The following is a 25491-nucleotide window of genomic DNA, read 5'->3' on the forward strand; positions in this document are numbered from 1 at the left end:
TAATTAACCCTCCGGCATATTGGAGGAGAGCGAATTGAATTCTCGGACCAAGAAATTTTTATCCTATTATAAACCGTACCTGGGGTTATTATTTGCAGATTTGGCATGTGCTTTTGTTGTCTCGGCCATTACGCTGACGCTTCCGCTCTGTATACGATACATCACCATCAACGTGCTGGAAGGGAATTCTCAAAGCCCGCTGATTCAAATCTATGCGGTGGGTGCCGTCATGCTGGCCATGGTCATTATCCATACTCTGTGCGATATGTTCATTTCATACAAAGGACATATGATGGGGGCTTATATGGAAAGTGACATGAGACGGGAGCTGTTTGACCATTTTCAGAAGCTGTCCTTTGGATTCTACGATGAGCACAAAACCGGGCAGCTAATGACACGGACCACCAATGACATTCTGTCGCTGACCGAATTGTATCACCATGGTCCCGAAGATATCGTCATTTCCGTTCTGAAGTTCCTGGGTGCATTCATCATCTTAATGTATATCGACGTGAAGCTTACCCTGATCGTTTTTCTCTTTCTCCCGATTATGGCCGCGTTTGCTTTTTACTATAATAAGAAGATGAACGCGGCGTTGCGGGTAAGCAAGGACCGGATCGAGGATATCAACGCACAGGTAGAGGATTCTCTTTCGGGTATCCGCGTGGTGAAGTCTTTTACGAACGAGCATATAGAGAAGGGGAAATTCGCCTATGCCAACAAGCGGTTCATTGACAGCAGAAGGGAAGGGTATAAGAGCGAAACGTACTTTCACGAAGGGCTGGTCGGTTTTACCCAACTTATTACGATTACCGTTATTGTGTTCGGCGGAGCCGCAATCGTGGATACCTCGCTGGAACTGGCGGATTTGCTGACCTTTTTCTTATGCATCGGCATTCTGATCGAACCGATCCAGCGCATGGTTAACTTCGCCAGACTGTACCAGGAAGGCATTACGGGATTTGACAGGTTCATGGAGATCCTGGAGGTAGAACCCGATATCGAGGATGCCGATCGTGCCGAGACGATCACGCAGGTTCAGGGGAACATCGAGTTTCAGAATGTCAGCTTCAGATACAAGGACCGCTATGGATTCGTGCTGAACCAGGTATCGCTGAACATCAAGCCTGGCGAGTATGTTGCTCTGGTTGGTCCCTCAGGCGTAGGCAAGACCACGTTGTGTTCGCTGATTCCGCGTTTTTATGAAGTAAGTGAAGGACGCATACTGCTGGATGGGCGCGATATCCGGGAGATTACGCAGCACTCTTTAAGAAAAAATATCGGGATCGTGCAGCAGGATGTATATTTGTTTGCAGGCTCCGTCTTCGATAACATCCGGTATGGCAACATGGAGGCCAGCGAGGATGAGATCATCGCAGCAGCCAAAAGAGCGAATGCCCATGATTTCATCATGGCACTGCCGGACGGTTATGAAACGGATATCGGCCAGCGCGGCGTCAAGCTCTCCGGAGGACAGAAGCAGCGGCTCAGCATTGCGCGTGTGTTCCTGAAGAACCCGCCGATTCTCATATTTGACGAAGCGACCAGCTCCCTGGACAATGAAAGCGAGAGAGCGGTCCAAGATTCGCTGGAACGGTTAAGCGATAATCGAACAACGCTTGTCATCGCTCATCGGTTGACAACGGTACGGAATGCGCAGCGAATCGTCGTATTGTCCGAAGACGGGATCCAAGAACAGGGCACGCATGAAGAATTGCTTGCCCGTCAAGGCGCTTACGCGAATTTATATCGTATGCAATTGACAATATAAGCATGAAGAAAGGCGATTTGTGAACGGTTGAAGCACCGTCAGCAAATCGCCTTGTCTTGTTTGATGAATCATGTTATGAAGTTGCCTCATGCGTTGGTATACATTGCACGCGGGAGGGGATTTAGCCTTGCAGCGTTTTGCCCGGCTGTTGTTCTTCCACTTCCTTGATGGCATTGTCTTCATCCTGCACTTTCTCTTTCGAAGAGCTAAACCATCCGATCACGGCAATCAGCACGAGAACGATGTAGAAGGAAGCCTTCCAGATCGAGCTCTCAGGGAAGTGATGGTCGATCAGGGCTACATCAGGGTGTGCAAGGGTAATCACTGCAAGCTTGACGCCTACCCAACCAACAATCAGAAATGCCGCCACTTCCAGTCCGGGACGCTGCTGCAGCAATTTTACGAAGTAGGATGCCGCGAAGCGCATGATGATCAAACCAATGAATCCGCCCAGGAAGATGACGATGAATTGACCTCCATCCAGGCCGCCGATGTTCGCCAATCCGCTTGGCGGCAATGCGACAGCCAACGCTACGGCTGCAAGTATCGAGTCTACGGCAAAGGCGATGTCCGCCACTTCGACTTTGAAGACGGTCATCCAGAAGCCGGATTGCTTCTTGGGCTTGTCCGGTTTCGGTTTTGCGTCTTCCGTCGGTTTCTTGCCTTTAATAAAGTGTTTCAACGTGTGATTGATCGAAATGTAAAGAAGATAGAGTGCGCCGATGGCTTGTACCTGCCATACATCCACCAGGAACGAGATTAAGAACAGCGATCCGATCCGGAACACAAAGGCTCCGAGCAGCCCGTAGAATAACGCCTTTTTGCGCTGGTTCTCCGGTAAATGTTTGACCATGATGGCAAGGACCAGCGCATTATCCGCCGCCAGCAATCCTTCCAGTGCGATGAGCACTAACAACACCCATCCATACTCCAATAAAAGCTCCATGCCATTTCCTCCTTGTAGTATTATTGAAGGCACAAAAAAGACCTCCACCGGCAGGTGAAGGCCTTTTGAAATCAAAAAGAGACCTTCACCACAGAGTGTGTGGTAAAGGTCTCGCAAACAACGTATCGTTGCCAACAAAGCCGGGGACATTTCCCGTAATGACGACTTTGCTGTGACAGCTACTCCCCTTTAATCACGTTCCTGCATAACTGATATCGCCCTCAGTTAAGCCGTGATATAAAGATATAAATTTTTTGGAGATAAGTCAAGCTTTTTTACTTGAATTCAGCAGAATAGGACTCCAACGCAACGGGTCTGTTTTTCATGGCCGACCGTTTCCTGAAGTTCACATCAACGCTGGATAGAACAACGCTAAGAAGGACAAGCGCAGCTCCTGCATACTGGTTGGAATCCATGACCTCGTTGGCAAACCAGTATCCGAACAGCGCAGCGAATACAGGTTCCAGCGAAAATACGAGACCCGTTCGGGTGGCGGTTGTATGCTTCTGGGCGATCGTCTGGAAGATGAACCCCAATCCGCTGCATACGACACTGAGGACCAGGACAGCCGTCCATGAGTCGGTGGAGCTTGGCCATGCCGGTGTTTCCAAGAGAAGTGACGAGAGGAACGCATACAATCCGGTAAATCCCAGCTGCAGGATGCCGAGGCTTAACGCGTCGACCTTCTGCGCAGCCGTGCTGACAATATTGATATGAAGCGCATAACATAATGCCGCCGCTATGCAGAACAGGTCCCCGATCTTAAATGCAAAGGGGAGCTGGATAGTCAGCAGCGCGATGCCCGTTAAGGCCAGCAAAATACTGACGATCCGTTTCTTCTCTATTTTTTTCTTAAAGAGGAACGTATGTATTAATGGGACAAACACCACCGTTAAGCTGATCAGAAACCCGGCATTGGATGCTGTCGTTGTTTTCAAGCCAAAGGTCAAGGCCGTGAACATGATAAACAAAATAAAGCCCAGGAGCATGGCGTAACGGATCGTCTTCAGGTTAGCCCGGCGCAAGCGCGGGAAAAAAATCGCTCCTGCAAGCATAAAGGCCAATCCAAATCGTAGGGCTATCAAATTGAACGCTCCCAGCGAATCCAGTCCCATTTTCATAAAAAGATAGGACGAGCCCCAGCACATGGTGATAAACAAAATCATAAGATCGGCCTTCAGCGGTTTCAAGTTCTTCTTCCTCCTTCAAGTGATTGAACAGAATCAGTATACTCACGTACAATAGACAAGTAAAACGAATGTTCTTAATAATAAACATGAGTAAAATTCATGTATAAAATAATGCCGGAGGATTCCCCATGAGTATGAATAAATTCAAAGTTCTATTAAAGGTCGTCGAGCTCGGAAGCTTGACCAAAGCCGCCGAAGTGATGGGATTTACGCAGTCCGGCGTCAGCCATATGATCAACAGCCTGGAAGATGAGTTCGGCTTCTCGCTGCTGATTCGAAACCGTTCAGGCGCGAAGCTGACGACCAATGGCGAGGAGATCGTGAAGACGATGCGGGAGATATTGAAATGGAACGAGCATTTGGAGCAGCAGGTGGCTTCCATTCATGGAATCGAGCTGGGAACCATTCACATCGGTACCTTCACCAGCGTCGGCGTTCACTGGCTGCCTGGGATTATCCAGGATTTCCAGCGGGATTATCCCCATATCGAGATTCGTTTGGTCGAAGGAGATTATCGGGAAATTGAGGATTGGATCGCGGAGGGCAAGATTGATTGCGGCTTTCTGTCACTTCCGACGTGGGATATTTTCGATGCGATTCCTCTGCATCAAGATCCGATGCTCGTACTGCTGCCAGTGGAACATCCGCTTAGCTCCGAGGACTCCATTGCCTTAGCCCAAATTGAGAATGAACCTTTTATTATGCCCAGCAAAGGCTCCGATTACGATGTGAACCGGGTGCTGGAGAAAGCCCTGACCAAGCCGGATATCAAATATACGCTTGGAGACGATTATGCCATTATGGCCATGGTGGAGAAGGGCCTGGGCATCAGCATTCTTCCCGAACTTGTGCTGCGGGGGCAGCGGCGGAATATACGGCAAATCGAATTGAAGGAGAAGAGCTTCAGATCGCTCGGCATTGCGGTAAGCTCCTTGCGGGAAGTATCTCCGGCAACGAAACGATTCTTGGATTACGTTAAAAGTTACCCGAAGCTGTAGCCGCCCGTAACGACACAGAATTATGCCCTTTTCAGAGCATCCGGACTCTATTAGCGGCAGGGTCTAATTCATGCGCATTCTCCACATCAAATAAATCGTGTCACAAAATCCCTTGTTCGGATTGTTATATAGGTAAACAAAGAAGGAGGTGAGCTCGCTTGCAGCCAACCATCCCCGGGGAAGCGGAAGGAAAAAGAAAGGCCATTGAAGAGGTTATCGAACAAGTCAAAGCAGGAGACAAACATGCATATCAAGCGATCATCGTCCAGTTTGAACGGCAGATGTACACCTACTGCTACTATATTCTGAAGAACCATGCGGAGACAGAAGATGCCGTGCAAGAGATCTTTATCCGTGCTTATGAGCATCTTCATCTGTATAAGAGACAAGTATCCTTCTCTGCCTGGTTGTATAAAATGGCCTATCATCATCTGATCAATATTAAGAGAAAGCAGAATCGTTTTCTTAACCTGATCGAGCATTGCAAGGAACAGCAGCCGGTTATGCAAATATCTCAACATGAGCCGGTTGTGTACGAGCTGTTAACCTACCTTACAGCAGAAGAACGCCATATATTGCTGCTCAAGGCCGTAGAACAGTATACCTTCGAGGAAATCAGCGGCATCATGGGACTCAAATCGGCGACGATCAGGAAAAAGTATGAACGCTTGCGTCATAAGTTAATGGACCGAATAAGCCAAAAAGGAGAGGTGGCACGTGGGACAATTGCCGGAACAAACGGAATACGCTGAGATGAATGCACTCGAACAAAGGATTCGCGAATCGTCTTTACCGATGAGAAGTATGAGTGATCAAATCATGAACCGAATTGGAGAGCGTGAAATGACAAGATTATCAACCAAACCTAAACCGAATGTTATTAAAAGAGCGATACTCGTTGCGTCCGCAGCAGCTGTGCTGGGAGGAACCGTGATCGGTTCGGGGTTTGTATCGCCGGTAATGGCAGCAACCCTGAAGCAAATTCCAGTGCTCGGTGTGCTATACGAAGGAACCAGCGAAGATGCAGTGAAAGCCGCCATAGAGCAAGGAATCCTATCCGAACCTAACTTGAGCTTAACTCACGATGGCGTGACGTTGAAGGTAGCTGACCTCCTATATGATGGAACCCGGTTGTCCTTTATCCTGGAGCGCGAGGGAGTGGATTTACCGGGTACAGCTTCTCCGTATATTAGCGAAGATGCTACGTTAATCGGTAATCAGGATAGTGAGTATGTTAAGTCGAGGAAAGTAGCTAAGGAAGATCAGGAAAAAGGCTATATCGAAATGCCGCGAATTCTGGTAGACGGACAAGAAGTGGCGATGGGCGAGGGGACCTTTGGAGATTATCCGCAACAGGACAATGCCTATATCGTTGAGCTTGCCAAGGGTCTGAAATTACCCGATCAATTCGAGCTGACCATTCAGGCCAACGTAACTCAAGTGAACGAAACCTTCGAATTCAAGATCCCTGTAAATGTCGCTAATCCATCGATTGTCGTGAAGCCGGACCAGGCCACGAAATCGGATGGGCCATTCAGTTATACCGTCAAGCAATTGGATATTTCACCGGTATCGACCCGCCTGGTTCTGGACAGTAAAGGCGAGGTGCCGGCTTCTGTAGAGCAAACAGGCGATTACAGCGCCAGCATGGTATATTACGAGCTAGTGGATGATCAAGGAAATGTCCTGAGTCCAAGAAAATTCGAATATTTCCATAGCGAACCCCAAACCGAATATCATATCGACCAATTGTACAGTCCTCTGAACGGAACGCCGAAATCCATTACGATAAAGCCGTTTACGCTGACCGTCAATCCAAAGGATTGGAGTGTTATAGGACAAGATCAGGATAGCGTAGGAGATAAAACCTATCTGAAGGATCTGGAAATGACCATTCCGGTCAAGCCGTAAACCACAAGCACGAACAGGATTGGCCCGCCATACATGGCGGGCCTCTTCCTTATGCTCCTCGAATATTAGGTTTCGGCTCGAAAGCTTTTGCCTACTGACGGGCCGAGCCCATAATAGTGCCGGAAATTGTAGATGAGCGGACTCCATTTGCCGGGGTCAATGTGTTGTTCATTCATAATGATGCTGCGATGGGCATGCACCTGAACAGCCTGTGTTTCGACAATGGCAAAAAAGGGCGAGTCGTCAGGCAGCCGAATGTGGTTCACCTTGGCTTCAATCTGGATCGGGCATTCCATTATACGAGACGGCCTGACGGTGACGGAATCCGCAGGCGTTAATCCGCTATGCGCATATTTATCTTTTTCATATGTGAATCCGCTCTTCAGCTTATAGTCCGGAACGGGGTGTTTCCCTGTCAACGGGGCTAATCGTTCGACATTCTCCCACAAGGAAGGGTCCGGAATATTGATGACGCATTCAGGATGCCGTTCCAGGTTCTCAATCGCCTTGCCCCCGAGCCCGATGCCAAGAATAATATGTTCTCCCAGCGCCCATGATGAGGAGATGGGGCTGATATTGACGGTGCCATCTTCATTCAGGGTGTTGAGCAAAATAACCGGGGTTCCATAGTATAGGATTTTTGGTTGAATTAGTTCGGTGTCAATCATTTGAGCAGTTTTTTTCATAAAACGTTCCTCCTATTAACTTTCTATCCTAAATCATTGTAAAATAGAAAATGTTCGATGCTCATCGAAATATGGATTACATCAGGAGGGATGGAGATGAATGCGAGTCCGAACATAGCACAGGTAGCCTCACTCGTAAGCGATGCATCGAGAGCGGCCATCATGACCGTCTTATTGGATGGGCGTTACCACCCGGCAGGAGAGCTGGCGTACATGGCAAATATCAAACCGCAAACGGCCAGCTTTCATTTATCCAAAATGGTTGCGGCGAATCTGGTGGCCGTCGAAAAACAGGGAAGGCACCGTTATTATGGAATCGAGAACCAGGAGGTTGCCCGGATCATGGAGACCCTTCTATCGATTACGCCTCCCGTTGAAATCAGATCATTCAACCAAGCTTTGGAGCACAAAGCCATACGCCATGCAAGGACTTGCTACGATCATCTTGCGGGGAGTTTGGGAATACAATTGACGGATTCGCTTCTAAATGCAGGGATTTTATCCGAAGTGGATCATCAATTTACGGTTACCGAAAAAGGAGAAGGCTTCTTCAGGGCGTTTCAAATCGATCTGGAACGCGTGAAGAGAAAACGCCGCTCCTTCACGCACCGATGCTTGGACTGGAGTGAAAGACGTCATCACCTTGCCGGGGCGCTGGGCCATGCGCTGTTGGAAAGACTATTGGAATTAGGATGGGTACAAAGGATGCCAAAAACCAGGGCCATTAAAATCACGCCCGAGGGCAAGAAAGGACTAAACGAAACGTTTCTTATTGATATCGAATAGGCGCAGGTTTTCGGTATGAAGCGTGGATGCCAGAAAAAAAGGACTGCCGCAGCCTCATCGGAAGATGAAGCGGCGGCAGTCCTATTTATTAGAGATTAGCGCAGCGTCTTCAAAGCACCGCTCCAAGCAAGCACTTGGTCAAGCATGCCATTCAGGTTGACAAGATGGAGATCAGCCGGTTTGAACACAGAGCCGTTCTCAAAATCAGTGAATAACGAGAGGGCAGGATGTACGCGAACGTCCGCTACGGACAGCTCGCCCAGGATTCCGCGCAGATGCTCGGCAGCGCGTGCGCCGCCAACAGAACCGTAACTCACGATGCCTGCAGCTTTATTGTTCCATGCCTCGCGGGCATAATCGAGTGCGTTCTTCAATGAGCCGGAAATACTGTGGTTGTACTCCTGAACGATGAATACAAAGCCGTCCAAACTTGCAAGTTTGGTATTCCAAGCCGTTGCTTGTTCAGTCGCGTCGGCTTCACCCAAAAGCGGAAGCTTGTAATCCGCGATATCTACGATTTCGTAGTTTGCATCTCCGCGCTCGTCAGCGATACGTTTAACCCATTCACCTACTTGCGGACTTAAACGACCTTGACGGGTACTGCCTAAAATAATACCGATATTCAATTTGGACACTGTTCTTACCTCCCGATTATTCTGAATATATTGTGATCATGGTGTGCTTGTTATTTTGCATGAGCTAATCATAATCTTAGTGGGTTATCTTTGTCAAGTAGCTTACTAAAAGTTTGTGTAAAATATTCTAAGTTTTTTGTATTCATGCACGGATGGATATTCACCTGAAATCGGACGGTGTTTTGTACCGCATAGGCAGCTGTGATGTTATACTGGTCATGTGCCTTGGAACCAACTTTTTCGTGCCGGGATAACACGCGTCATTCAGCAATTAACGTACATATGAAGATTGGAGAGGTGAAGCAAGAATGGAACTTAGACAATTAAGAACGGATGAATTTGACATCAGCACGAAATTATCCGAATATGCCTTTCAATATACGCTGACGCCGGAGCAGCGAGAGTCCAATCAGAAGCATTTTAAACCTGAGCGATTCTGGGGGATTTTTGACGGGGAAGAGCTGCAGGCGAAACTGACCATCATTCCGCTGCAGGTTTATTTGCAGGGGAACACTTTCGCGATGGGCGGCATTGCGGGCGTGGCAACATGGCCGGAGAACCGCAGACAGGGACATGTCTCGACGCTGCTTAAGCATGCATTGCAAGAGATGAAGGGCAAGGGACAGACCCTTTCCTTCCTGCATCCGTTCTCGATCCCGTTTTATCGCAAGTTTGGCTGGGAATTGTTCGCGGAATATCATAAGTACGTCATTCCGGTGTACAAATTTCCGCGTAAAGTGGAGGTGCCGGGCCGCGTTGTAAGAGATGTAAACGACATTGCTGTACTGGATGGCATGTATCAGGCCTATGTCAGCCGGTATAACGGTACCCTTGTGCGCGAAGAGGCATGGTGGACAAGATTCGTCCTGCAGGGAGACAATCACAGCGTTGTTTATTATTCTGCCGAGGGCAAACCGACGGGTTATGCGTTATATGAGCTAAAAGACAAAGAACTGGTGTGCGACGAATTTGTTTTCCTGAATGAAGAAGCCCGAAGCGGACTCTGGACTTTTTTTGCAAACCATGATTCCAGGATCGAGCAGGTGACCATGACGATGGTGCCAACGGATGACCAGCTGCCCTATATGCTGCCGGATCCCCGCGTTACCCGGGAAACGGTTCCTTACTTCATGGCCCGTATCGTGGATTTACAATCCTTCGTGGAGCAGTATGCTTTTGTAGCAACGCAGGAAGCTGTCCTGACCATCGAGGTGGAGGATTCCGCAGCGCCTTGGAATGCAGGCCTGTGGAGGCTATCGGTGAATGGAGAGGGGAAAGCGGAGCTGTCGGAGCTCCCATCCGATCGAGGGGAGCAGGCGGATCTGTCTACCGACATTCAGACACTGTCGGCCTTGTTTACCGGATATAAAAGACCGCAGGCACTGTATTCCATCCACCGCCTGACCGGAGATGCTAAGGCTGCAGCACTGCTGGAAACGATGATTCCTGCAGGCCAAACCTACCTCATGGATTTCTTTTGAGAAAGGGATACGCTTGGTGCTCCGGAAGAATATCGTCGAATTCGCTTTGTCGTTAGAATATACGAAACACAAAAAAGCCTGGGAATCAGGCTTTTTTGCGTTGCGATCATCTAAGGGTATAAATTCAATCCTGAACCTCTTTTTTGGAGAAAACATAGAGCTTTCCGTCATCCCCATACTCCGCGTATGCGATATCTTCCAAGGATTCAAAACCTTGTTCCCGCGCTTTCGATTGAATCTCATTGTGTTCGATGTGTTTGCCCAGCATGGATTCCTCGAGCAACCTTCCCTTGTCGACAACCGTTACCGTAAAGGGATCAGGCTTGGCTTCGATGCCAAGATCCTGGGCCGTCGGCGGCTCGTATTCGGGTTTGCGCATGACGGATAGCGAGCCGTCCGTTTCCAGAATGGCGTATTTGACTTCGGTTAATGAGAAAATATTTTGCCGTCTGAGCATGGACAGCAGCTGTTTATATTCCATGTCGTATTTATCGAGCAGCTTCTGGTTGAGCTTTCCGTTATCGATCAGAAGAACCGCCCGCCCTTCCGTTAAATAGCCGAACTTGACAAAGTAGGTGGTTGCCTTCTCGAAGAGGAAAGACATGGTTGTCCATAACGCTAGAGCGAATAACAAATGGGACAATTTTACTTTATCATCATAGAGGCTTGCCCCAACGATTTCACTCAGGATTAAGGAGGATAGGAAGTCAAGCGGTGTAAGCTGACTGATGGTTTTGCGCCCAGTAACAAAAGTGATGATCCATAGCCCGAAAAAGCTGATGATCAGTTTGACTCCTAAATCGATAAACATATCCATGGACAACCCTCCTTCGGAAGCAGTGTAATTATGGTAAGTTATTAAACGTTTTCGTTTCACGCAGAAACAAGGGAGATTTATCCGGTTAGGGTATTCATTGACGCAATGAACAATATTCAATAATCGATTTTTATGAATGAGAGCTGCTGGTTAACAAGCGGCTTTTTTGTTTTCAGTTATGGATTCATTCGTGAATTTGACAATTTCTCAATAGACGCTTGAAAGTGACGCGGCGTCATCTTGTAAGATATAATTTGTCAACGAAATTCACGGAGAATGTCATACATTTCGACAAGGGAGTTGAGAGAATTGAAAAAGGGAGATATCATTATTTACGCTTGCGTCATCATCGGGGCCGGGATCGGTTTAACGCTAGACCATGCTTTTCCGGGTGTTCTGGTCGGTTTGGGTATTGGATATTTGATCAAAATGACCCTGAAGGACGAGGAATCGTAAACATGGGAAAGATACTGACATAGGATACATGAGGGAAGGATTTGTTATCCAAATTAACATCGAACTATCTTTGAAATTAGGTTTGACAATTAGAAAAAACTGACTTATAGTACTTTACTATCAGCAACGATCAAAGACATGATTCGTGAAACGACCTGTCCAGAGAGAGAAGCGATTGGTGAAAGCTTCTTCCGCGCTTGTTTCTTGAATTACCCCTTTGTAGCTGTGTTTTTGAACCCAGATCGGTCGTTCGACAATCGAAATGGAACTAGAAAACACCGAATCATCCCCGTTACCGGATGTCTGAATGAGGATCCGACAAAGCGCGCGGCAGTACGAGCGTTTGACATTATCGGATCAAATTAGGGTGGAACCACGAGCTGAACGCACTCGTCCCTTAGGGATCGAGTGCTTTTTTGCGTTCAATCTAAATTTGATGGAGGGATCACCATGTCAATTGTAGTAACGCTGCAGGACGGAAGCAAGAAGGAGTATCCCGCACAAACGACGATGATCCAAATCGCGGAATCCATCCATTCAGGACTGAAGAAAAATGCGGTTGCAGCCAAAGTGGATGGCAAACTTGTGGATTTGAATCATGAGCTTCGTGAAGATGCGGAAGTAAGCATCATTACACTGGATTCCTTGGACGGATTGTACGTATATCGGCACAGTACGGCCCATCTGATGGCTCAGGCCGTGAAACGGCTATATGGCAGTGAATCTGTTCATCTTGGGGTGGGACCGGTCATTGAGGATGGTTTTTATTACGATATGGATCTGGGGCATTCCATTACGGCCGATGACTTGATTACCATCGAACGAGAAATGCAGAAGATCGTTCAGGAAGACCTGCCGATCCTTCGCAAGGAAGTGGGGCGTAAGGAGGCTGAACGTATATTCCAAGATGATCCGTATAAAATGGAGCTTATTCGTGAACTACCGGAGGACGAGGTTATTTCGGTATACGAGCAGGGCGAGTTCGTTGACTTATGCAGAGGGCCGCATCTTCCATCCACGGGCAGAATCAAAGCGTTCAAATTAATGAGTGTGGCGGGTGCTTATTGGCGGGGGGACTCCGACAATAAAATGCTGCAGCGAATCTACGGAACGGCGTTTCCCAAGAAGTCGCAGCTGGATGAACATTTATTGCTGCTAGAAGAAGCCAAGAAACGGGATCACCGGAAGCTGGGAAAAGAGCTTGGCCTCTTTATGTTCACGGAAGAAGCGCCCGGCATGCCCTTCTTTTTACCGAACGGTATGATCATTCGCAATGAGCTGGAGCAATTCGCAAGAGGGCTTCAATTCCATCGCGATTACGATGAAGTGCGGACTCCGCTGATGATGAACAAACGTCTGTGGGAAATGTCCGGTCACTGGGATCACTACAAAGACAATATGTATTTTACGCAAGTAGACGAGACGGAGTATGCGCTGAAGCCAATGAACTGTCCAGGGCATATGTTGGTCTACAAAAACTCGCTGCACTCCTACAGAGAGCTGCCCATTCGCATATCCGAATTCGGTCAGGTTCACCGCCATGAGTTCTCAGGCGCTCTTAACGGCATGATGCGGGTGCGCACGTTCTGTCAAGATGATGCGCATATTTTTGTAAGGCCCGATCAGATCCAGGAAGAAATCAAACAGGTTATCGATTTTATCAGCCGAGTGTATCAAGTCTTTGGCTTTGAATATACAATCGAGTTATCGACAAGACCGGAGGATTCCATGGGCTCCGAGGAACTATGGGAGCAAGCGGAGTCTTCGCTGCAGCAGGTACTGGATCAATTGGGACTGCCGTACCGGATTAATGAAGGGGATGGAGCGTTTTACGGACCCAAAATCGACTTTCATATCCTCGATTCCTTAAAGCGAAGCTGGCAGTGCGGCACAATCCAACTGGATTTCCAGTTCCCTGAAAAGTTCGATCTGTCCTATATTGGGGAAGATAATCAGAAGCATCGGCCGGTTGTCATTCACCGGGCGGTGTTTGGATCCATCGAACGTTTTATCGGGATCCTTACGGAGCATTACGGCGGGGCTTTTCCGATGTGGCTTGCTCCCGTACAAGTGATGATCATTCCGGTGTCAGATCACTATATCGATTATTCCTTGAAGGTGAAGAAACGTCTGGAGAATGCCGGCATCCGGGTGAATGTCGATGTCCGAAATGAAAAGCTGGGTTATAAAATCCGTGAAGCGGGACTGTTGAAAACGCCTTACACGCTTGTCCTTGGCGAGAAGGAAATGAACTCCGATCACGTATCGGTTCGTAAACGGGGCGAGGGCGAGCTTGGCGAGATCGCGATAGATCAAGTCATTGAACGGCTTCGGAACGAGATAGAGGCAAAAGAATATTAATTCTTCGTTATGGCTGCGGCTTTCCGCATAGGGAGCGGGATGATCTTCGTCACCGTGTGCGACCCCAAATCATGGTATGATTTGGATGTGCCTGTTAAGCGGTACATGTTAATGATGAAGGAGAGAGTACCGTTGCAAACGTACCCGAGCAAAGAGGCTTTCATCGCTGAAATTCAACGAACGTATAAGCTGTTTGACCAAGAATTTGATGATGTCCCGGAGGATAAAAAGAATCATCGCATTGGCGAAGTCGACAGAACGCCGCAAGAAATGATCGCCTATCAGCTTGGTTGGCTGTCTCTCGTCATGAGCTGGGAGCGGGATGAACGAGCCGGCATCGAAGTTACGACGCCGGACCCTGACTATAAATGGAATCAATTGGGGGCGCTGTATCAGCGTTTCTACCAAGCGTATGACGGCTATTCTTTGGAAGAATTGCGTTTTATGCTGAAGCAGAGGACGGATGAATGGTGCGAATGGATCAACCGGTTGACCGAGGAAGAGTTGTTTCGTCCGGGCGTTCGAAAATGGACGATAACCAGCGCCAACTGGCCGATGTGGAAATGGCTGCACATCAATTCCGTCGCCCCTTTCAAAAGCTTCAGAACCAAGATCAGAAAGTGGAAAAAGTTCGTCGCGTAACGCTATACCGCTTCAAGGGCAAAACGGACGATCCGAGGTAAACCTCGGATCGTTTTTTTGGTTGGATTCGAGCTGAATGGGAAGGCTTGTTCCTTTTTTACCGACTAAAGGCTGCATAAGTCAAAATAATGCACATCAAGGCAAAAATCGGCTCTACTAGAACCGGGCGACTCTCCTTATCATGAATCGTAATCAGGATCGATTTGAAGGGAGCAAGGTGTTATGTGGAGCAATGCGATTCAAGATGCCGTAGAGAAAATCCGGAAGAACATGGATGCCTTCGGGGCAAGATTTCCCCACGTCAGCAGGGACGGAGCTTATTTGCTGAATGACAATGACGACTGGACGAACGGCTTCTGGAGCGGCCTGCTCTGGCTGTGTTATGAATACACAGGCGACGATGCCTTTAGATTGGGAGCAAAACGAACAGTGGAAGATTTTCGCCGCCGCTTTGCAGAAAAGAAGGTGCTTGATCATCACGATATCGGGTTCCTGTATTCCTTGTCCTCCAAAGCGGAATGGATCGTCGAGAAGGACGAGACTGCCCGCCAGTTGACGCTTCAGGCTGCGGATCTGCTGCTGAAACGCTGGCGTCCAAGCGGAGGATATATTCAAGCCTGGGGTCCGGAAGGAGACGAACAGGAAGGCGGCCGCATCATTATCGATTGCTTGATGAATCTGCCGCTGCTGTTCTGGGCGGGACAGCAAACCGGAAAGTCCCAATATCGGGAAATTGCAATCATGCAGGCGGAGAAGACAAGGCGCTATCTCGTACGGGGAGACGACAGCTCATACCATACCTTTTTCTTCGATCCCCATACGGGGGAGCCGATCGGCGGTGCCACGCATCAAGGCTATACGAACGGTTCGACCTGGACGCGGGGACAAGCATGGGGGGTATATGGCTTCGCGCTGGCTTATCGATACACCGGAAATCATGCATACCTGGATACTTCCAAACGAATGGCCAGATATTTCCTAGAGCATTTACCGGAGGATCATGTCGCCCTTTGGGACTTTAACGTTCCCGTAACCGCAGAGACTTACCGCGACAGCTCGGCTTCCGCCATCGTGGCAGCGGGCTTGCTGGAACTGATTGGACATTTGGAGGAGGGGGATCCCGAAAGAGTCGGATTTGAACAAGGATTGAAGGATTCCATGACCTCGCTGGTCCGCCACTATTCCACGATCGGCCAAGAAGCGGAGGGTCTGCTGCAGCATGGCTCTTATCATGTGCGCGGCGGCTTGTCCCCGGATGATTTCATGATCTGGGGAGATTATTTTTACCTGGAAGCGTTAATTCGGCTGGAGACCGGCAGCAAGGGGTACTGGTATGAACGCTGATGCCATGGAAGCTTCGGCGAATGCTGTATTGGAGATTTTGAACCTGAAGGATCCCGCTATGGGTTCGATGCTGGATGCAGACGATCAAGGTCATCGGCACGATGTACTGTGTAAACTGCATCAATACTTCACCTGCCGGAGGACACCCGGATGGTGGATGAGCGGCGAGGATAAGCAGTATATCACCGATTACGTGAAGCAATATTGCGCAGATGAACTGGAAACCGTGATGAAGACGGCGGAAGAAGTGGTACAGCAGACGTTCCTGTTCCGTTTTCCGTGGGATATGGAACGGAGCCAAATTCCCGTTACATTTGAGGGAGGCGTGAATTGGTCCCATATTCCCGATCAAGACGCGGAGTGGGCTTACATGCTGAATCGCCACCGCTATTGGGTGGCGTTGGGACAAGCGTATGCAATGACAGGCGACGAGAAGTATGCGGAAGCGTTTTGCCGCCAGCTCGAAGACTGGATCGATCGGAATCCTGTCCCCGAAGAGCCGACGACGGATACGCTGACATGGCGACCAATCGAAGCTGGTCTGCGCAGCGCGAACTGGATCAAGGCACTTCGATACATGATCGGCAGTCCATCCCTGACTCCGCTGCTGCTCGGTAAAGCCCTGATTTCGCTTCACGAGCACGGGGAGTATCTGGCTGCTTCCTTCACCAGCTGGAAGCATATCAGCAACTGGGGTGTTCTGGAAACGTGCGGTTTATACCATATCGCACTGTACTTCCCCGAGTTTAAGAGCTCGGCACGATGGCGGGAACTAGGGGAAGAGAGACTGAAGGAGACGGCCCGGCTTCAGATCATGGTAGACGGCATTCACTGGGAGCAGTCGCCAACGTACCATCATGAGGTGCTGGCTTGTTATCTGGACTGCGTTCACCTCGCCAATCTCAACGTGTTGGAGCTTGACGGCCTATTCCGGCATAAGGTACGCGAGATGGCCGAAGCCTCCCTGTACTGGGCAAAGCCGAACCACAGGCAGCCGATGCTGGGAGACAGCGACGACAGCGATATCCGTTCCATTCTGACCTACGCCGCGTGGTTATTTGAGGATCCCGTTTTGCGCTTTGGCGGATATGCTCTGCCGGATTACGACCATGCCTGGCAGTTCGGCATGTCGGGCATCCGGGATTATGAAGCGATGGTGCCCGCGGAGCCGCCATCCCTAAGCCGAGCTTTTCCCCATTCCGGCCATTATACGATGCGAACGGGCTGGGGCGAAGATGCGCTGTACCTTTATTTTCACTGCGGTCCGCTCGGGGGTGGCCATGGTCACGCCGATATGCTGCACATGGATCTCCATGCGTACGGCCGGGATCTGCTCACCGATCTCGGAAGGTATAACTATAGCGACCATACACCGCTGAGAAAAGCTTTAAAGGAGAGTTCAGCCCATAATACTACGGTCGTCGACGGGATCGGGTTTACCGGGGTCAAGGATACCTGGTCTTTCGACCGGATTGCCGGGCCACTGGGCTGCAGATGGATCAGCAAGCCGGAGTTCGATTATGTCGAGGGGGCGCATGACGGCTATCTCTATGGGAGTGATCCGTTGTATCCGCGCAGAAGGATCATACTTATCAAGCCTTATTTTTGGCTGCTGATCGACAGCGTGGCTTGCCTTGAGCAGCATACCTTTACTCAGAATTTTCATTTTCAGCACCCGTCAGGAGAAGTCCGGATGGAAGGGGAGTCTTTGATTTGCCGCACAACCACCCTTGGGGAGGCGAATCTGTCCATTATCCCCGTAACTGCAGACGGCCTGCGTGGGGAAGTCGGCGAAGGCATGATTTCCCGCGAATATAACCTGCTGGAACCGAATGCAAATGCGGCTTACTCCCGAACCGGGAAAGGATGCATCAGCATCATGCAGGTGCTGTATCCTCATCGTCCAGGCGATACGGCCTTGCCGCGAGTCCGTAAAGTGCCTGTATATCGCCATACGGGCGAACGGGTTCATGACGGGCAAGCGGAAGCATGCGGGATTCAGCTGCCGGGTATGGAAGAAGAGTTTATTCTCGTTGTTAGTCACCGTGCGCCGTCCGGTCATTATGACTCTTATGTGGTGGAGGGCATGCAGATCTTCGGAGAGGTTGTGCTGATGACCCTTCAAGGCAGAAATAAGCAAGCAACTGTCATCATTTAATGAATGCCGCCAGCACAAAGGACTGATAGAATAAAGAGGACTAGAGCATAAGAAAGGCGCAGAGAAAAATGTTCAAATTCACCTTCTACAAACGCATTCAGCTGTCTTTCCTTTTGCTGATCTTTATTCCGCTGATCGCGGTTTCTATCATTTCGTTTGTGCTGATCCGAAATACGATGGAAGAGAAGCTGCAGCTCAGCAACGAGAATGTCCTGAACGTCATGACCGATGAGCTGAGCAAGACGATTGACGATGTCACGTTTGCCTCCCATTTTATCGTGAACGATACGAATGTTCGCAATATCCTGAAGTCATTTGCAGACACCAAACGGCTGGCTACTTATCAGGATTATGTGCATTTCAGACAAATACAGGACGTGTTCTCCCTGATCAATTCGAAGCCGCTGAATAATAACGTTCGCATGTATCTGGTCAACCGTCAGCACTTCGTCATCTCTTCCGGCACGGAGGATTTGACCGCAATCAACGGAAGCCTCGACAAGCTGATGGAGCGCGTCGATCTCAGTAAACCTGAAACCCTGCAATGGCTTGGGATGGCCGGCGGCGACTCGGCAGGAAACGGAAAAAGCTATTATATAGCCAGGGTCATCTATGACAGCCGCGAGAAGAGGCAAGTGTCCGTATTGCTCAGCGGCATTTCCGATACGTACTTCAACAAGCTGCTGGGTACGATCGACTTTGGCAAGGTGGCGCTCTTTGACGCTAACGGGGAATACATCGCAGGCCATACCGGGCTGATTCCGCATCATACGGAAACCAAGGGCAGCGTCCGAACGGATAGAACCATATTGAAATCGAACTGGAAGCTGGCTTACGAGGCCTCGGAGAAGGAGTGGTCGGGGCAGATCTCCAGGACTTTTTATACCGGTCTTGCCGGTGTTCTTCTGCTGTTTCTGGTGTTCTCCGGGATGTCCATCCTAATGGCCAAGAGGCTCCACAGTCCGATTCACAAGCTGCAGCGGGTGGTACGCCAGTTCGGGATGGGAAACCTGGATGTCAGACTGGAGGTCAAGGGCAAAGATGATATCGCCGAATTGGGGCAGACCCTGAATACGATGCTCGATCAATTGCAGCGGCTGATTCACGATATCGAACAGGAGCAGGAACAGAAACGGGTGATGGAGCTCGAAGCCTTGTTTATGCAAATCCGCCCCCATTTTTTGATCAACACGCTGAATTCGATCAAATGCAGCCTGATCTTGACGAAGGATACGCTTCACAGCGGCATTATCGATTCCCTGATGAGTTTGCTCCGAGCTTATCTCAAGGTTAATGAGCCGGCCACTTTACGCGAGGAATGCAAGCTGCTGGGCCATTATGTCGACATTATGAAAATCCGCAACGAAATCCCGCTTCGTTTAGAGGTCGACCTGGAACCGGAAACCGAGGGGCTTATTTTGCCCAAACTCATTTTGCAGCCTATCGTTGAGAATGCCATCGTCCACGGGCTTGTCGACCATCAGACTCCACGCATTGAGATCCGTTCCCGAAGCAGCCTGGACGGCATAAGGATTGAGATTACAAACAACGGTACAGGGGCCGATGAAGAACAGCTCCAATGCCTTAACCGCAGGCTGGGTAAACCAAGCGAAGAGCAGGACGGAGCCTATGAGAGAGTTGGTCTGATGAACGTGGTCCAAAGACTCCGATTGACCTTCGGACCGGAAGCGAGTTTGACGCTCGCCAACCTTCCGGATGGCGGAATGTCTGTTACGCTGTACTTGCCCTTAAGTCATCATCATGGGTTTTTGCCGGAGGGAGAGGAAGAATGATGTATAGAGTAATGCTTATCGACGATGACGTTCCCATGCTCAAGGTATTGCAGCAGATGATTGACTGGGAGGCAAACAATCTGCAGATTGCCGGCAGTACGTATTCCAGCGCCAAAGCGCTGCATATGTTTGAGGAAGTGAGGCCGGACATTGTCATTACGGATATCGGGCTGCCGCAAAAAAACGGCATGGAGCTGGCAGAACATTTTATTCGCATGAAGCCGGAGGTTCGGATTATCTTCCTGACCTGCCATGAAGATTTTCATTATGCCCAGCAAGCCGTAAAACTGCAAGCAGACGACTATTTGATCAAAGATCAGCTGACGGCCGAGCAGCTGGAACAGAGCCTTGGCAAATCCATGCATTTATTAAAGACGCGGACCGGTCTGATTCATCGCGAGGCGGCGAGTTACAACAGCCAGCTCTTTCGGCAGGATTTGCTGCAAAGGGTAATCAATGGCTCGCCTTCCGAGTCCACTTTGGCATATGCGGGGCAGATCGGCATTTCCTGGACGTATCCGTGGTTTATGCTGGGACTGGTCACCATTCGGCTCTCCAGCTTTGATCAGCGTTTCAGAAAAACGGAGCTGCCGCTGATTTTATACGCAGTCTATAATATCGCGATGGAATTGTCGGAATCGTTTGAAGGCATTACGCCGTTCATGGAACAGGGGAACATAGTGATTCTGCATAACTTCAGGGTGAATCTCGCACGGAATGCCAGTTTGCATCTGCACAATTATTTGCAGCAGCTGCGATATCAATGCGTCCACTTTCTCAAAATTCAACCGAACGTGATCGCGGTTTCAGATAAAATGGAACTAAGCTCGATCGGCTCCATCTATCAGGAAATTCTGCACGGCAGGTGCGAATTTTACGAAAATACCGATTATACGATAACCGAGGTTTCTCAAATCCGATCAAGGTGGTTCCAATCCGCGCCTCAAGGGTTTCTTGACGGCTACGTATCCGAGCTGGAACGGAAACTCATCAAGCAGGACCTAGAAGGTATACGTTGCACGCTTCAGAAGATCGCCGGTACAGCAAAAGAACTGTCTATTGATCCAGGAGACTTTGCCAGGGATTTGTCTTCCATGCTTCGCGGCATCGAATTGATGATGTCCAGTCTCAAATTCGATGAGGATCTATTCGCCTATCTTGCTTTAGCCCGCACCTTGGATGATATGATGGAACTGGTGGAGAGAAAGCTGACCCAAATGACGGGAACCCGGCAAGCGGGGGCGGGAAACCACGCTCATGAGCCGAAGCTGCAGGTGATCCAGCAGTATATCGATCAGCATCTTGACGATAACATCACGTCGATCGACATGGCACGCTATCTGTTTTTGAATCCGAGCTATTTTTCGCGATATTTCAAACGGATGACGGGACTGACCTTCACGGATTACGTGCATCAGTACAAAATGAAGATGGCCACCAAAATGCTCAGAATGTCCGGACAAAATCTGGAGTCGTTGGCCATGGGTTTAGGTTATTCGGACCGGACGTATTTTTCAAAAGTGTTTAAAAAATACGTGGGAACCACGCCGAGCGAATACAAAGCGAAGTACACCGCGCGTAAATAAGAGGACCGTTGCGATTCAATTCACAGCTGCAGCAGCAAGCCGCCCGAACAAGGCGGCTTTTTTGATTATGGCTTTAGCCAGTTGAGTGCGTGAAACGCGCGAAACAAAAAACCACCCGCTATGCGGGTGGAGGGATTTTAGAATGTAGGAGTTTTCAGCAAAGCGCAAGGCATAAATGTATCTGGAATAAGCATCGAAGCATAGGCTCCACTTTGTGGGGCATTTTGTTTTGGGGTCCCCGCAAAGTATTTGGAATAACCATCTAAGCATAGGCTCCACTTTGTGGGGCATTATGTTTTGGGGTCCCCGCAAAGTATTTGGAATAAGCCTCGAAGCATAAGCTCCACTTTGTGGGGCTTTGTTCTGGGGTCCCCGCAAAGTATTTGGAATAACCATCTAAGCATAGGCTCCACTTTGTGGGGCTATTTATAGGTCAAAATCTTGCACATGGCTGGTCATAATCCCTCCTTCTTGCCGATGGCGGATGTATTACTATAATGACAACTTACAAATTGTCGAGGTGATGCTGCATGGAGGCTGTACAACAACCAGTGCCCAAGAGCCGGCGGAAGTTTTGGACTCCCAAGCGGAAAGAGGCTTTGATCGGGTGGCTGTTTTTGGCCCCGGAAATCGTCGGGATGCTGCTATTAAACGTATTTGCCCTTGGGTTTTCTTTGTATTTGAGTTTATCCGATTGGGATATGCTGTCGGGAGTCCAGGGCATCGAATTTACCGGACTGGATAACTACATCAAGATGTTTAATGATCCGACCATCATTCAAGCGATCAAGAACAATTTGATCTATATGGTGCTTACGGTGCCGATCCCGATTGCGATCGCGCTGGTGCTTTCGGTCTTGATCCACAACAGCGTGTTTTTCAAGAGTTATTTTAAAGTCGCGTTCTTTATTCCTTACATCTCTTCAATCATTGCGGTTGCTGCCGTGTGGAGCGCATTATTCCACCCCTCGCTGGGACCGATCAACCAGTTTCTGATGGAGATCGGGATCAGCAGTCCGCCGAAATGGCTGGTCGATCCGAAAACGTCGCTCTTGGCGATTTCGATTATCAGTTCCTGGGCGGGGTTGGGCTACACGATCATTATCTATATGGCCGGGCTCACGAACATTTCGAATGAAATTTACGAAGCCGCGGATATCGACGGCGCCGGTGCGATGAAAAAGTTTTTTGCGATCACGGTTCCGATGCTTCGTCCAACGACCTTCTTCCTGTTGATCACGATGTTGATCGGCTCGTTTAAAGTGTTCGACATCATTGCCTTTCTAACGGAAGGCGGCCCGAACAATTCTTCTACCGTGCTTGTATTCCGCATCTATGAGGAAGGCTTTAAATACTACAACATGGGATACGCTTCGGCCATTTCCTGGCTGCTGTTCGCGATTATCGGCCTGATTACCGCGCTCACCTGGAAAATGAGAAATGAAGAATAAGGAGGGAGAGGAATGTATATGCAGCTGCTTCGAAAAAACATGTCCAAAGTGGTAACCACCGTTATCATGGGGGCTTTGTCCATCGTGTTTCTCGTTCCGCTCATCTGGATGATTTCCGCGGCTTTCAAATATGAGAAGGATGTTATGCGTTTTCCAATTCAGTGGATACCCGAGAAGGTGAATTTGGCCTATAATTTCAAGATGGTCTGGATGGGAAGAGTCCCCTTCTATGATTTCTATTTCAATTCTTTTAAAATAGCGATTATTACGACCTTAATCACGCTGATCATCTCATCCATGGCAGCCTATGCGCTGACGAAGATCCGATTCAAAGGACGGAATCTCGTCTTTATGGCCTTGCTCTCGTTCATGATCATTCCGGATCAGGCAACGCTGATTCCGCGATTTCTGCTGATTCGCTGGTTTGGTCTTTACAATACGCATGCGGCCATCATCTTCATGAGCATGTTCTCGATCTACTTCACGTTCCTGCTGCGCCAATTTATGATCGGGATCAGCGATGAATATTTGGAAGCGGCCAGAATTGACGGAGCGGGCCATCTGCGGACATTTGCTTCCATTATGGTGCCGCTGTGCAAGCCTGTGCTGGCGACGGTTGCGATCATTAAATTCATTTGGACCTGGAACGATTACCAGAATCCATTGATCTTCTTGCTGGACAAGGACTTATACACCATTCCGCTGGGGATGACGCTGTTCCGCGATGACTATACCAACAACTATGCCATTATGATGATGGCGGCGGTATCGGCGATCATTCCGCTGGTCATTGTGTTCATCGCTTTGCAGAAGCAGGTCATAAACGGCATTGCTTTAGGCGGGGTTAAAGGCTGATACGAAGTATAACGTCAACAATCAGAAGTTACCGGAAAGTCAAAAATGTAATCCTAGAACCTCAAAATTGTGCACTTGGTCGGCCAAGCCACTGCCTATAATGAACATGAAAGCGCATCAACTAATTTATCTGTGCAGGGGGAAGTAAGATGAAGAAAAAAAGCAAACACAGATTATCCGTCATTCTTAGCACGATTCTGGCGAGCACCCTGGTATTAAGCGGCTGCGGGAATTCCGGGTCGGAAACGGGCGCCGGCAGCAACGGTGGAAGCGGTCAGACGGACAAGCAGGTTACCGTCAAGTATTACAACTGGGATAACGAAGCACAACAGGCAGGTACGGACGCCATGCTCCAGGAATTTATGGATCAGAATCCGAATATCAAGGTTGAACACGTGGTTCTGGTTCCGGGGGATTCCGTGGAGATGCTGAAAAAACTTGATTTCCTGATCTCTTCCGGCGAAGCGATCGACGTAATACAATTCCCGAGCTTGGGCGGAGTTCTCGAACGGGCGACGCGCGGAGCCCTTGCTCCCCTGAACGAGTTCTATGAGCAGGAAAGCCTGGTTCCGGAAGACGAGTATTTTGTAAATGCCAAGGTAGACGACAAGTATTATGGCATGCAGTACACCAAGAGCATGAACTATGTGATGCTCAACAAGGATGCTCTGGATGAAGCGGGACTTGAGGTTCCGAAATTCGGCTGGACGTGGGATGATTACCGGGAATATTCCAAGAAGCTGACCAAGGGCGAAGGCGTTGACAAGCGTTACGGGTCTTACTTCCATACTTGGGAGCTTTATATGAACGCTCCGGCGCAAACCATGATGAAAGATCCGTTCGTATATGAGGACGGAACGACCATTCTATCCGACCCGACTTACAAATACTTCTTCCAGCTTCGCAAAGATATGGAGGAGACGGATAAGTCGGCCAAGCCTTACAGTGACGTGCTTGCCGCGAAGCTGAACTACCGTACTGAATTTTTTAATGAAGAAGCCGCTATGATTCTTACAGGCAACTTCACGATCGCGGACCCGGGCAATACCGAGCAATATCCGCATGATTTCAAAACAGCCTTCGCTCCGGTGCCTGTGCCGCCTGCTGGCTGGGAGCCTAAAGAGTATGAAGGTAAATATTTCACCAGCGGCAGTATGCTGGCGATGGGCGCCAATTCCGCCAACAAGGAAGCTTCCTTTAAGCTTATGAGATTCATGACCACAGCCGATTCGGACAACAGACTTGAGTTTTCTGGCTACAAGAAGGCGAATAATGAAGAATTGCTGACGAAGCTGGTTGCAGGTAAAGAGGATAAGTACGATATGGACTCCTTGAAATATACGCTGTTCAGCGATGAGATCCAGTATCTGGATGCAGCCAAAGTCATGATGACGGCTACCTCGGAATTGACCAAGATCATTGATGACGGATTTGCGAAATTCATGCTCAGCAACGAGCCGATTGATGAGGTTCAACAATGGATGGTTGATGAGGCTACAAAAATTATTAACGAAAAAGGCGTTGTTAAATAATCGGTCCGGATGGAATCCAAAAAGGTTGATGCTTAGCTATTGATTGGAAGGGCTGTCTTCAGTAATCATTCATCTGAGGCAGCCCTTATTCT

Annotated in this window: 21 protein-coding genes; 16 read left to right on the forward strand and 5 right to left on the reverse strand. The window is 49.1% G+C overall.

Features of this window, described 5'->3' with window-relative positions; genetic code table 11:
- The first annotated feature begins 34 nt into the window (after positions 1 to 34).
- Entirely contained in the window at positions 35 to 1771 is a 1737-nt protein-coding gene (locus MHH82_RS13555) for an ABC transporter ATP-binding protein (protein ID WP_251494990.1), read from the forward strand.
- Between the two features lie 121 nt (positions 1772 to 1892).
- On the opposite strand, the gene MHH82_RS13560 is transcribed toward MHH82_RS13555, so the two are convergent.
- Together MHH82_RS13560 and MHH82_RS13565 are read right to left on the reverse strand one after the other, a co-directional pair.
- Positions 1893 to 2717 (reverse strand): TerC family protein, encoded by an 825-nt coding sequence (locus MHH82_RS13560; protein WP_009593493.1) that lies wholly within the window; start codon positions 2715 to 2717, stop codon positions 1893 to 1895.
- 275 nt (positions 2718 to 2992) lie between these two features.
- Positions 2993 to 3907: a DMT family transporter gene (locus tag MHH82_RS13565; protein WP_036663454.1), complete on the reverse strand. Its 915-nt coding sequence runs from the start codon at positions 3905 to 3907 to the stop codon at positions 2993 to 2995.
- 128 nt (positions 3908 to 4035) lie between these two features.
- Between MHH82_RS13565 and MHH82_RS13570 the strand changes: the two genes are divergently transcribed.
- The 3 genes from MHH82_RS13570 to MHH82_RS13580 all read left to right on the forward strand — a co-directional run bounded on the left by MHH82_RS13570 (position 4036) and on the right by MHH82_RS13580 (position 6816).
- A complete protein-coding gene (locus tag MHH82_RS13570) occupies positions 4036 to 4905 on the forward strand; it encodes a LysR family transcriptional regulator (RefSeq protein WP_036663452.1) in 870 nt (289 codons plus the stop codon).
- Between the two features lie 158 nt (positions 4906 to 5063).
- Complete coding sequence (locus tag MHH82_RS13575) at positions 5064 to 5657, forward strand: RNA polymerase sigma factor (RefSeq protein ID WP_015734896.1); 594 nt, start codon at positions 5064 to 5066, stop codon at positions 5655 to 5657.
- On the forward strand, positions 5623 to 6816 hold the full coding sequence (locus tag MHH82_RS13580; protein WP_036663451.1) for a DUF4179 domain-containing protein: 1194 nt from the start codon (positions 5623 to 5625) through the stop codon (positions 6814 to 6816). Before MHH82_RS13575 ends, MHH82_RS13580 begins: the two co-directional genes overlap by 35 nt.
- 65 nt (positions 6817 to 6881) lie before the next feature.
- Here the strand turns inward: MHH82_RS13580 and MHH82_RS13585 are convergent, their stop codons facing one another.
- A complete protein-coding gene (locus tag MHH82_RS13585; RefSeq protein WP_036663449.1) occupies positions 6882 to 7502 on the reverse strand; it encodes a flavin reductase family protein in 621 nt (206 codons plus the stop codon).
- Between the two features lie 96 nt (positions 7503 to 7598).
- On the opposite strand from MHH82_RS13585, the gene MHH82_RS13590 reads away from it, so the two are divergent.
- Entirely contained in the window at positions 7599 to 8288 is a 690-nt protein-coding gene (locus MHH82_RS13590; protein WP_015734899.1) for an ArsR/SmtB family transcription factor, read from the forward strand.
- A 95-nt stretch (positions 8289 to 8383) separates the two neighbouring features.
- Here MHH82_RS13590 and MHH82_RS13595 read toward each other — a convergent pair whose 3' ends face one another.
- Positions 8384 to 8923 carry an NADPH-dependent FMN reductase gene (locus tag MHH82_RS13595; protein ID WP_009593544.1) on the reverse strand — a complete coding sequence of 180 codons (540 nt, stop codon included), beginning with the start codon at positions 8921 to 8923 and terminating at the stop codon, positions 8384 to 8386.
- A 308-nt stretch (positions 8924 to 9231) separates the two neighbouring features.
- On the opposite strand from MHH82_RS13595, the gene MHH82_RS13600 reads away from it, so the two are divergent.
- Positions 9232 to 10404 carry a GNAT family N-acetyltransferase gene (locus MHH82_RS13600; protein ID WP_340966175.1) on the forward strand — a complete coding sequence of 391 codons (1173 nt, stop codon included), beginning with the start codon at positions 9232 to 9234 and terminating at the stop codon, positions 10402 to 10404.
- 124 nt (positions 10405 to 10528) lie between these two features.
- On the opposite strand, the gene MHH82_RS13605 is transcribed toward MHH82_RS13600, so the two are convergent.
- A complete protein-coding gene (locus MHH82_RS13605) occupies positions 10529 to 11221 on the reverse strand; it encodes a DUF421 domain-containing protein (RefSeq protein ID WP_340966177.1) in 693 nt (230 codons plus the stop codon).
- Positions 11222 to 11530: 309 nt separating this feature from the next.
- On the opposite strand from MHH82_RS13605, the gene MHH82_RS13610 reads away from it, so the two are divergent.
- From MHH82_RS13610 to MHH82_RS13655, 10 genes are all read left to right on the forward strand, one after another.
- Positions 11531 to 11677, forward strand: a complete 147-nt coding sequence (locus MHH82_RS13610) for a hypothetical protein (protein ID WP_036672871.1) — start codon at positions 11531 to 11533, stop codon at positions 11675 to 11677.
- 450 nt (positions 11678 to 12127) lie between these two features.
- Positions 12128 to 14038 carry a threonine--tRNA ligase gene (gene thrS / locus MHH82_RS13615; protein WP_340966179.1) on the forward strand — a complete coding sequence of 637 codons (1911 nt, stop codon included), beginning with the start codon at positions 12128 to 12130 and terminating at the stop codon, positions 14036 to 14038.
- 132 nt (positions 14039 to 14170) lie between these two features.
- Positions 14171 to 14680: a ClbS/DfsB family four-helix bundle protein gene (locus tag MHH82_RS13620; RefSeq protein WP_036663443.1), complete on the forward strand. Its 510-nt coding sequence runs from the start codon at positions 14171 to 14173 to the stop codon at positions 14678 to 14680.
- A 222-nt stretch (positions 14681 to 14902) separates the two neighbouring features.
- Positions 14903 to 16024 carry a glycoside hydrolase family 88 protein gene (locus MHH82_RS13625; protein WP_340966181.1) on the forward strand — a complete coding sequence of 374 codons (1122 nt, stop codon included), beginning with the start codon at positions 14903 to 14905 and terminating at the stop codon, positions 16022 to 16024.
- The gene (locus MHH82_RS13630; RefSeq protein ID WP_340966183.1) at positions 16014 to 18182 is read left to right on the forward strand and encodes an alginate lyase family protein; all 2169 of its coding nucleotides are present in this window, start codon (positions 16014 to 16016) and stop codon (positions 18180 to 18182) included. The genes MHH82_RS13625 and MHH82_RS13630 overlap by 11 nt, the downstream gene beginning before the upstream one ends.
- Positions 18183 to 18250: 68 nt before the next feature.
- Positions 18251 to 19975 (forward strand): cache domain-containing sensor histidine kinase, encoded by a 1725-nt coding sequence (locus MHH82_RS13635; protein ID WP_340966185.1) that lies wholly within the window; start codon positions 18251 to 18253, stop codon positions 19973 to 19975.
- Positions 19972 to 21561 (forward strand): response regulator transcription factor, encoded by a 1590-nt coding sequence (locus tag MHH82_RS13640; protein ID WP_340966188.1) that lies wholly within the window; start codon positions 19972 to 19974, stop codon positions 21559 to 21561. Before MHH82_RS13635 ends, MHH82_RS13640 begins: the two co-directional genes overlap by 4 nt.
- A gap of 530 nt (positions 21562 to 22091) precedes the next feature.
- Positions 22092 to 23012, forward strand: coding sequence for a carbohydrate ABC transporter permease (locus tag MHH82_RS13645; protein ID WP_036663439.1), 921 nt, complete (start codon positions 22092 to 22094; stop codon positions 23010 to 23012).
- Positions 23013 to 23030: 18 nt separating this feature from the next.
- The gene (locus tag MHH82_RS13650; protein WP_041622151.1) at positions 23031 to 23867 is read left to right on the forward strand and encodes a carbohydrate ABC transporter permease; all 837 of its coding nucleotides are present in this window, start codon (positions 23031 to 23033) and stop codon (positions 23865 to 23867) included.
- A gap of 149 nt (positions 23868 to 24016) precedes the next feature.
- The gene (locus MHH82_RS13655; protein ID WP_036663437.1) at positions 24017 to 25399 is read left to right on the forward strand and encodes an ABC transporter substrate-binding protein; all 1383 of its coding nucleotides are present in this window, start codon (positions 24017 to 24019) and stop codon (positions 25397 to 25399) included.
- The last annotated feature ends 92 nt before the right edge of the window (positions 25400 to 25491 follow it).

The organism is Bacillus sp. FSL K6-6540 (genome assembly GCF_038007545.1).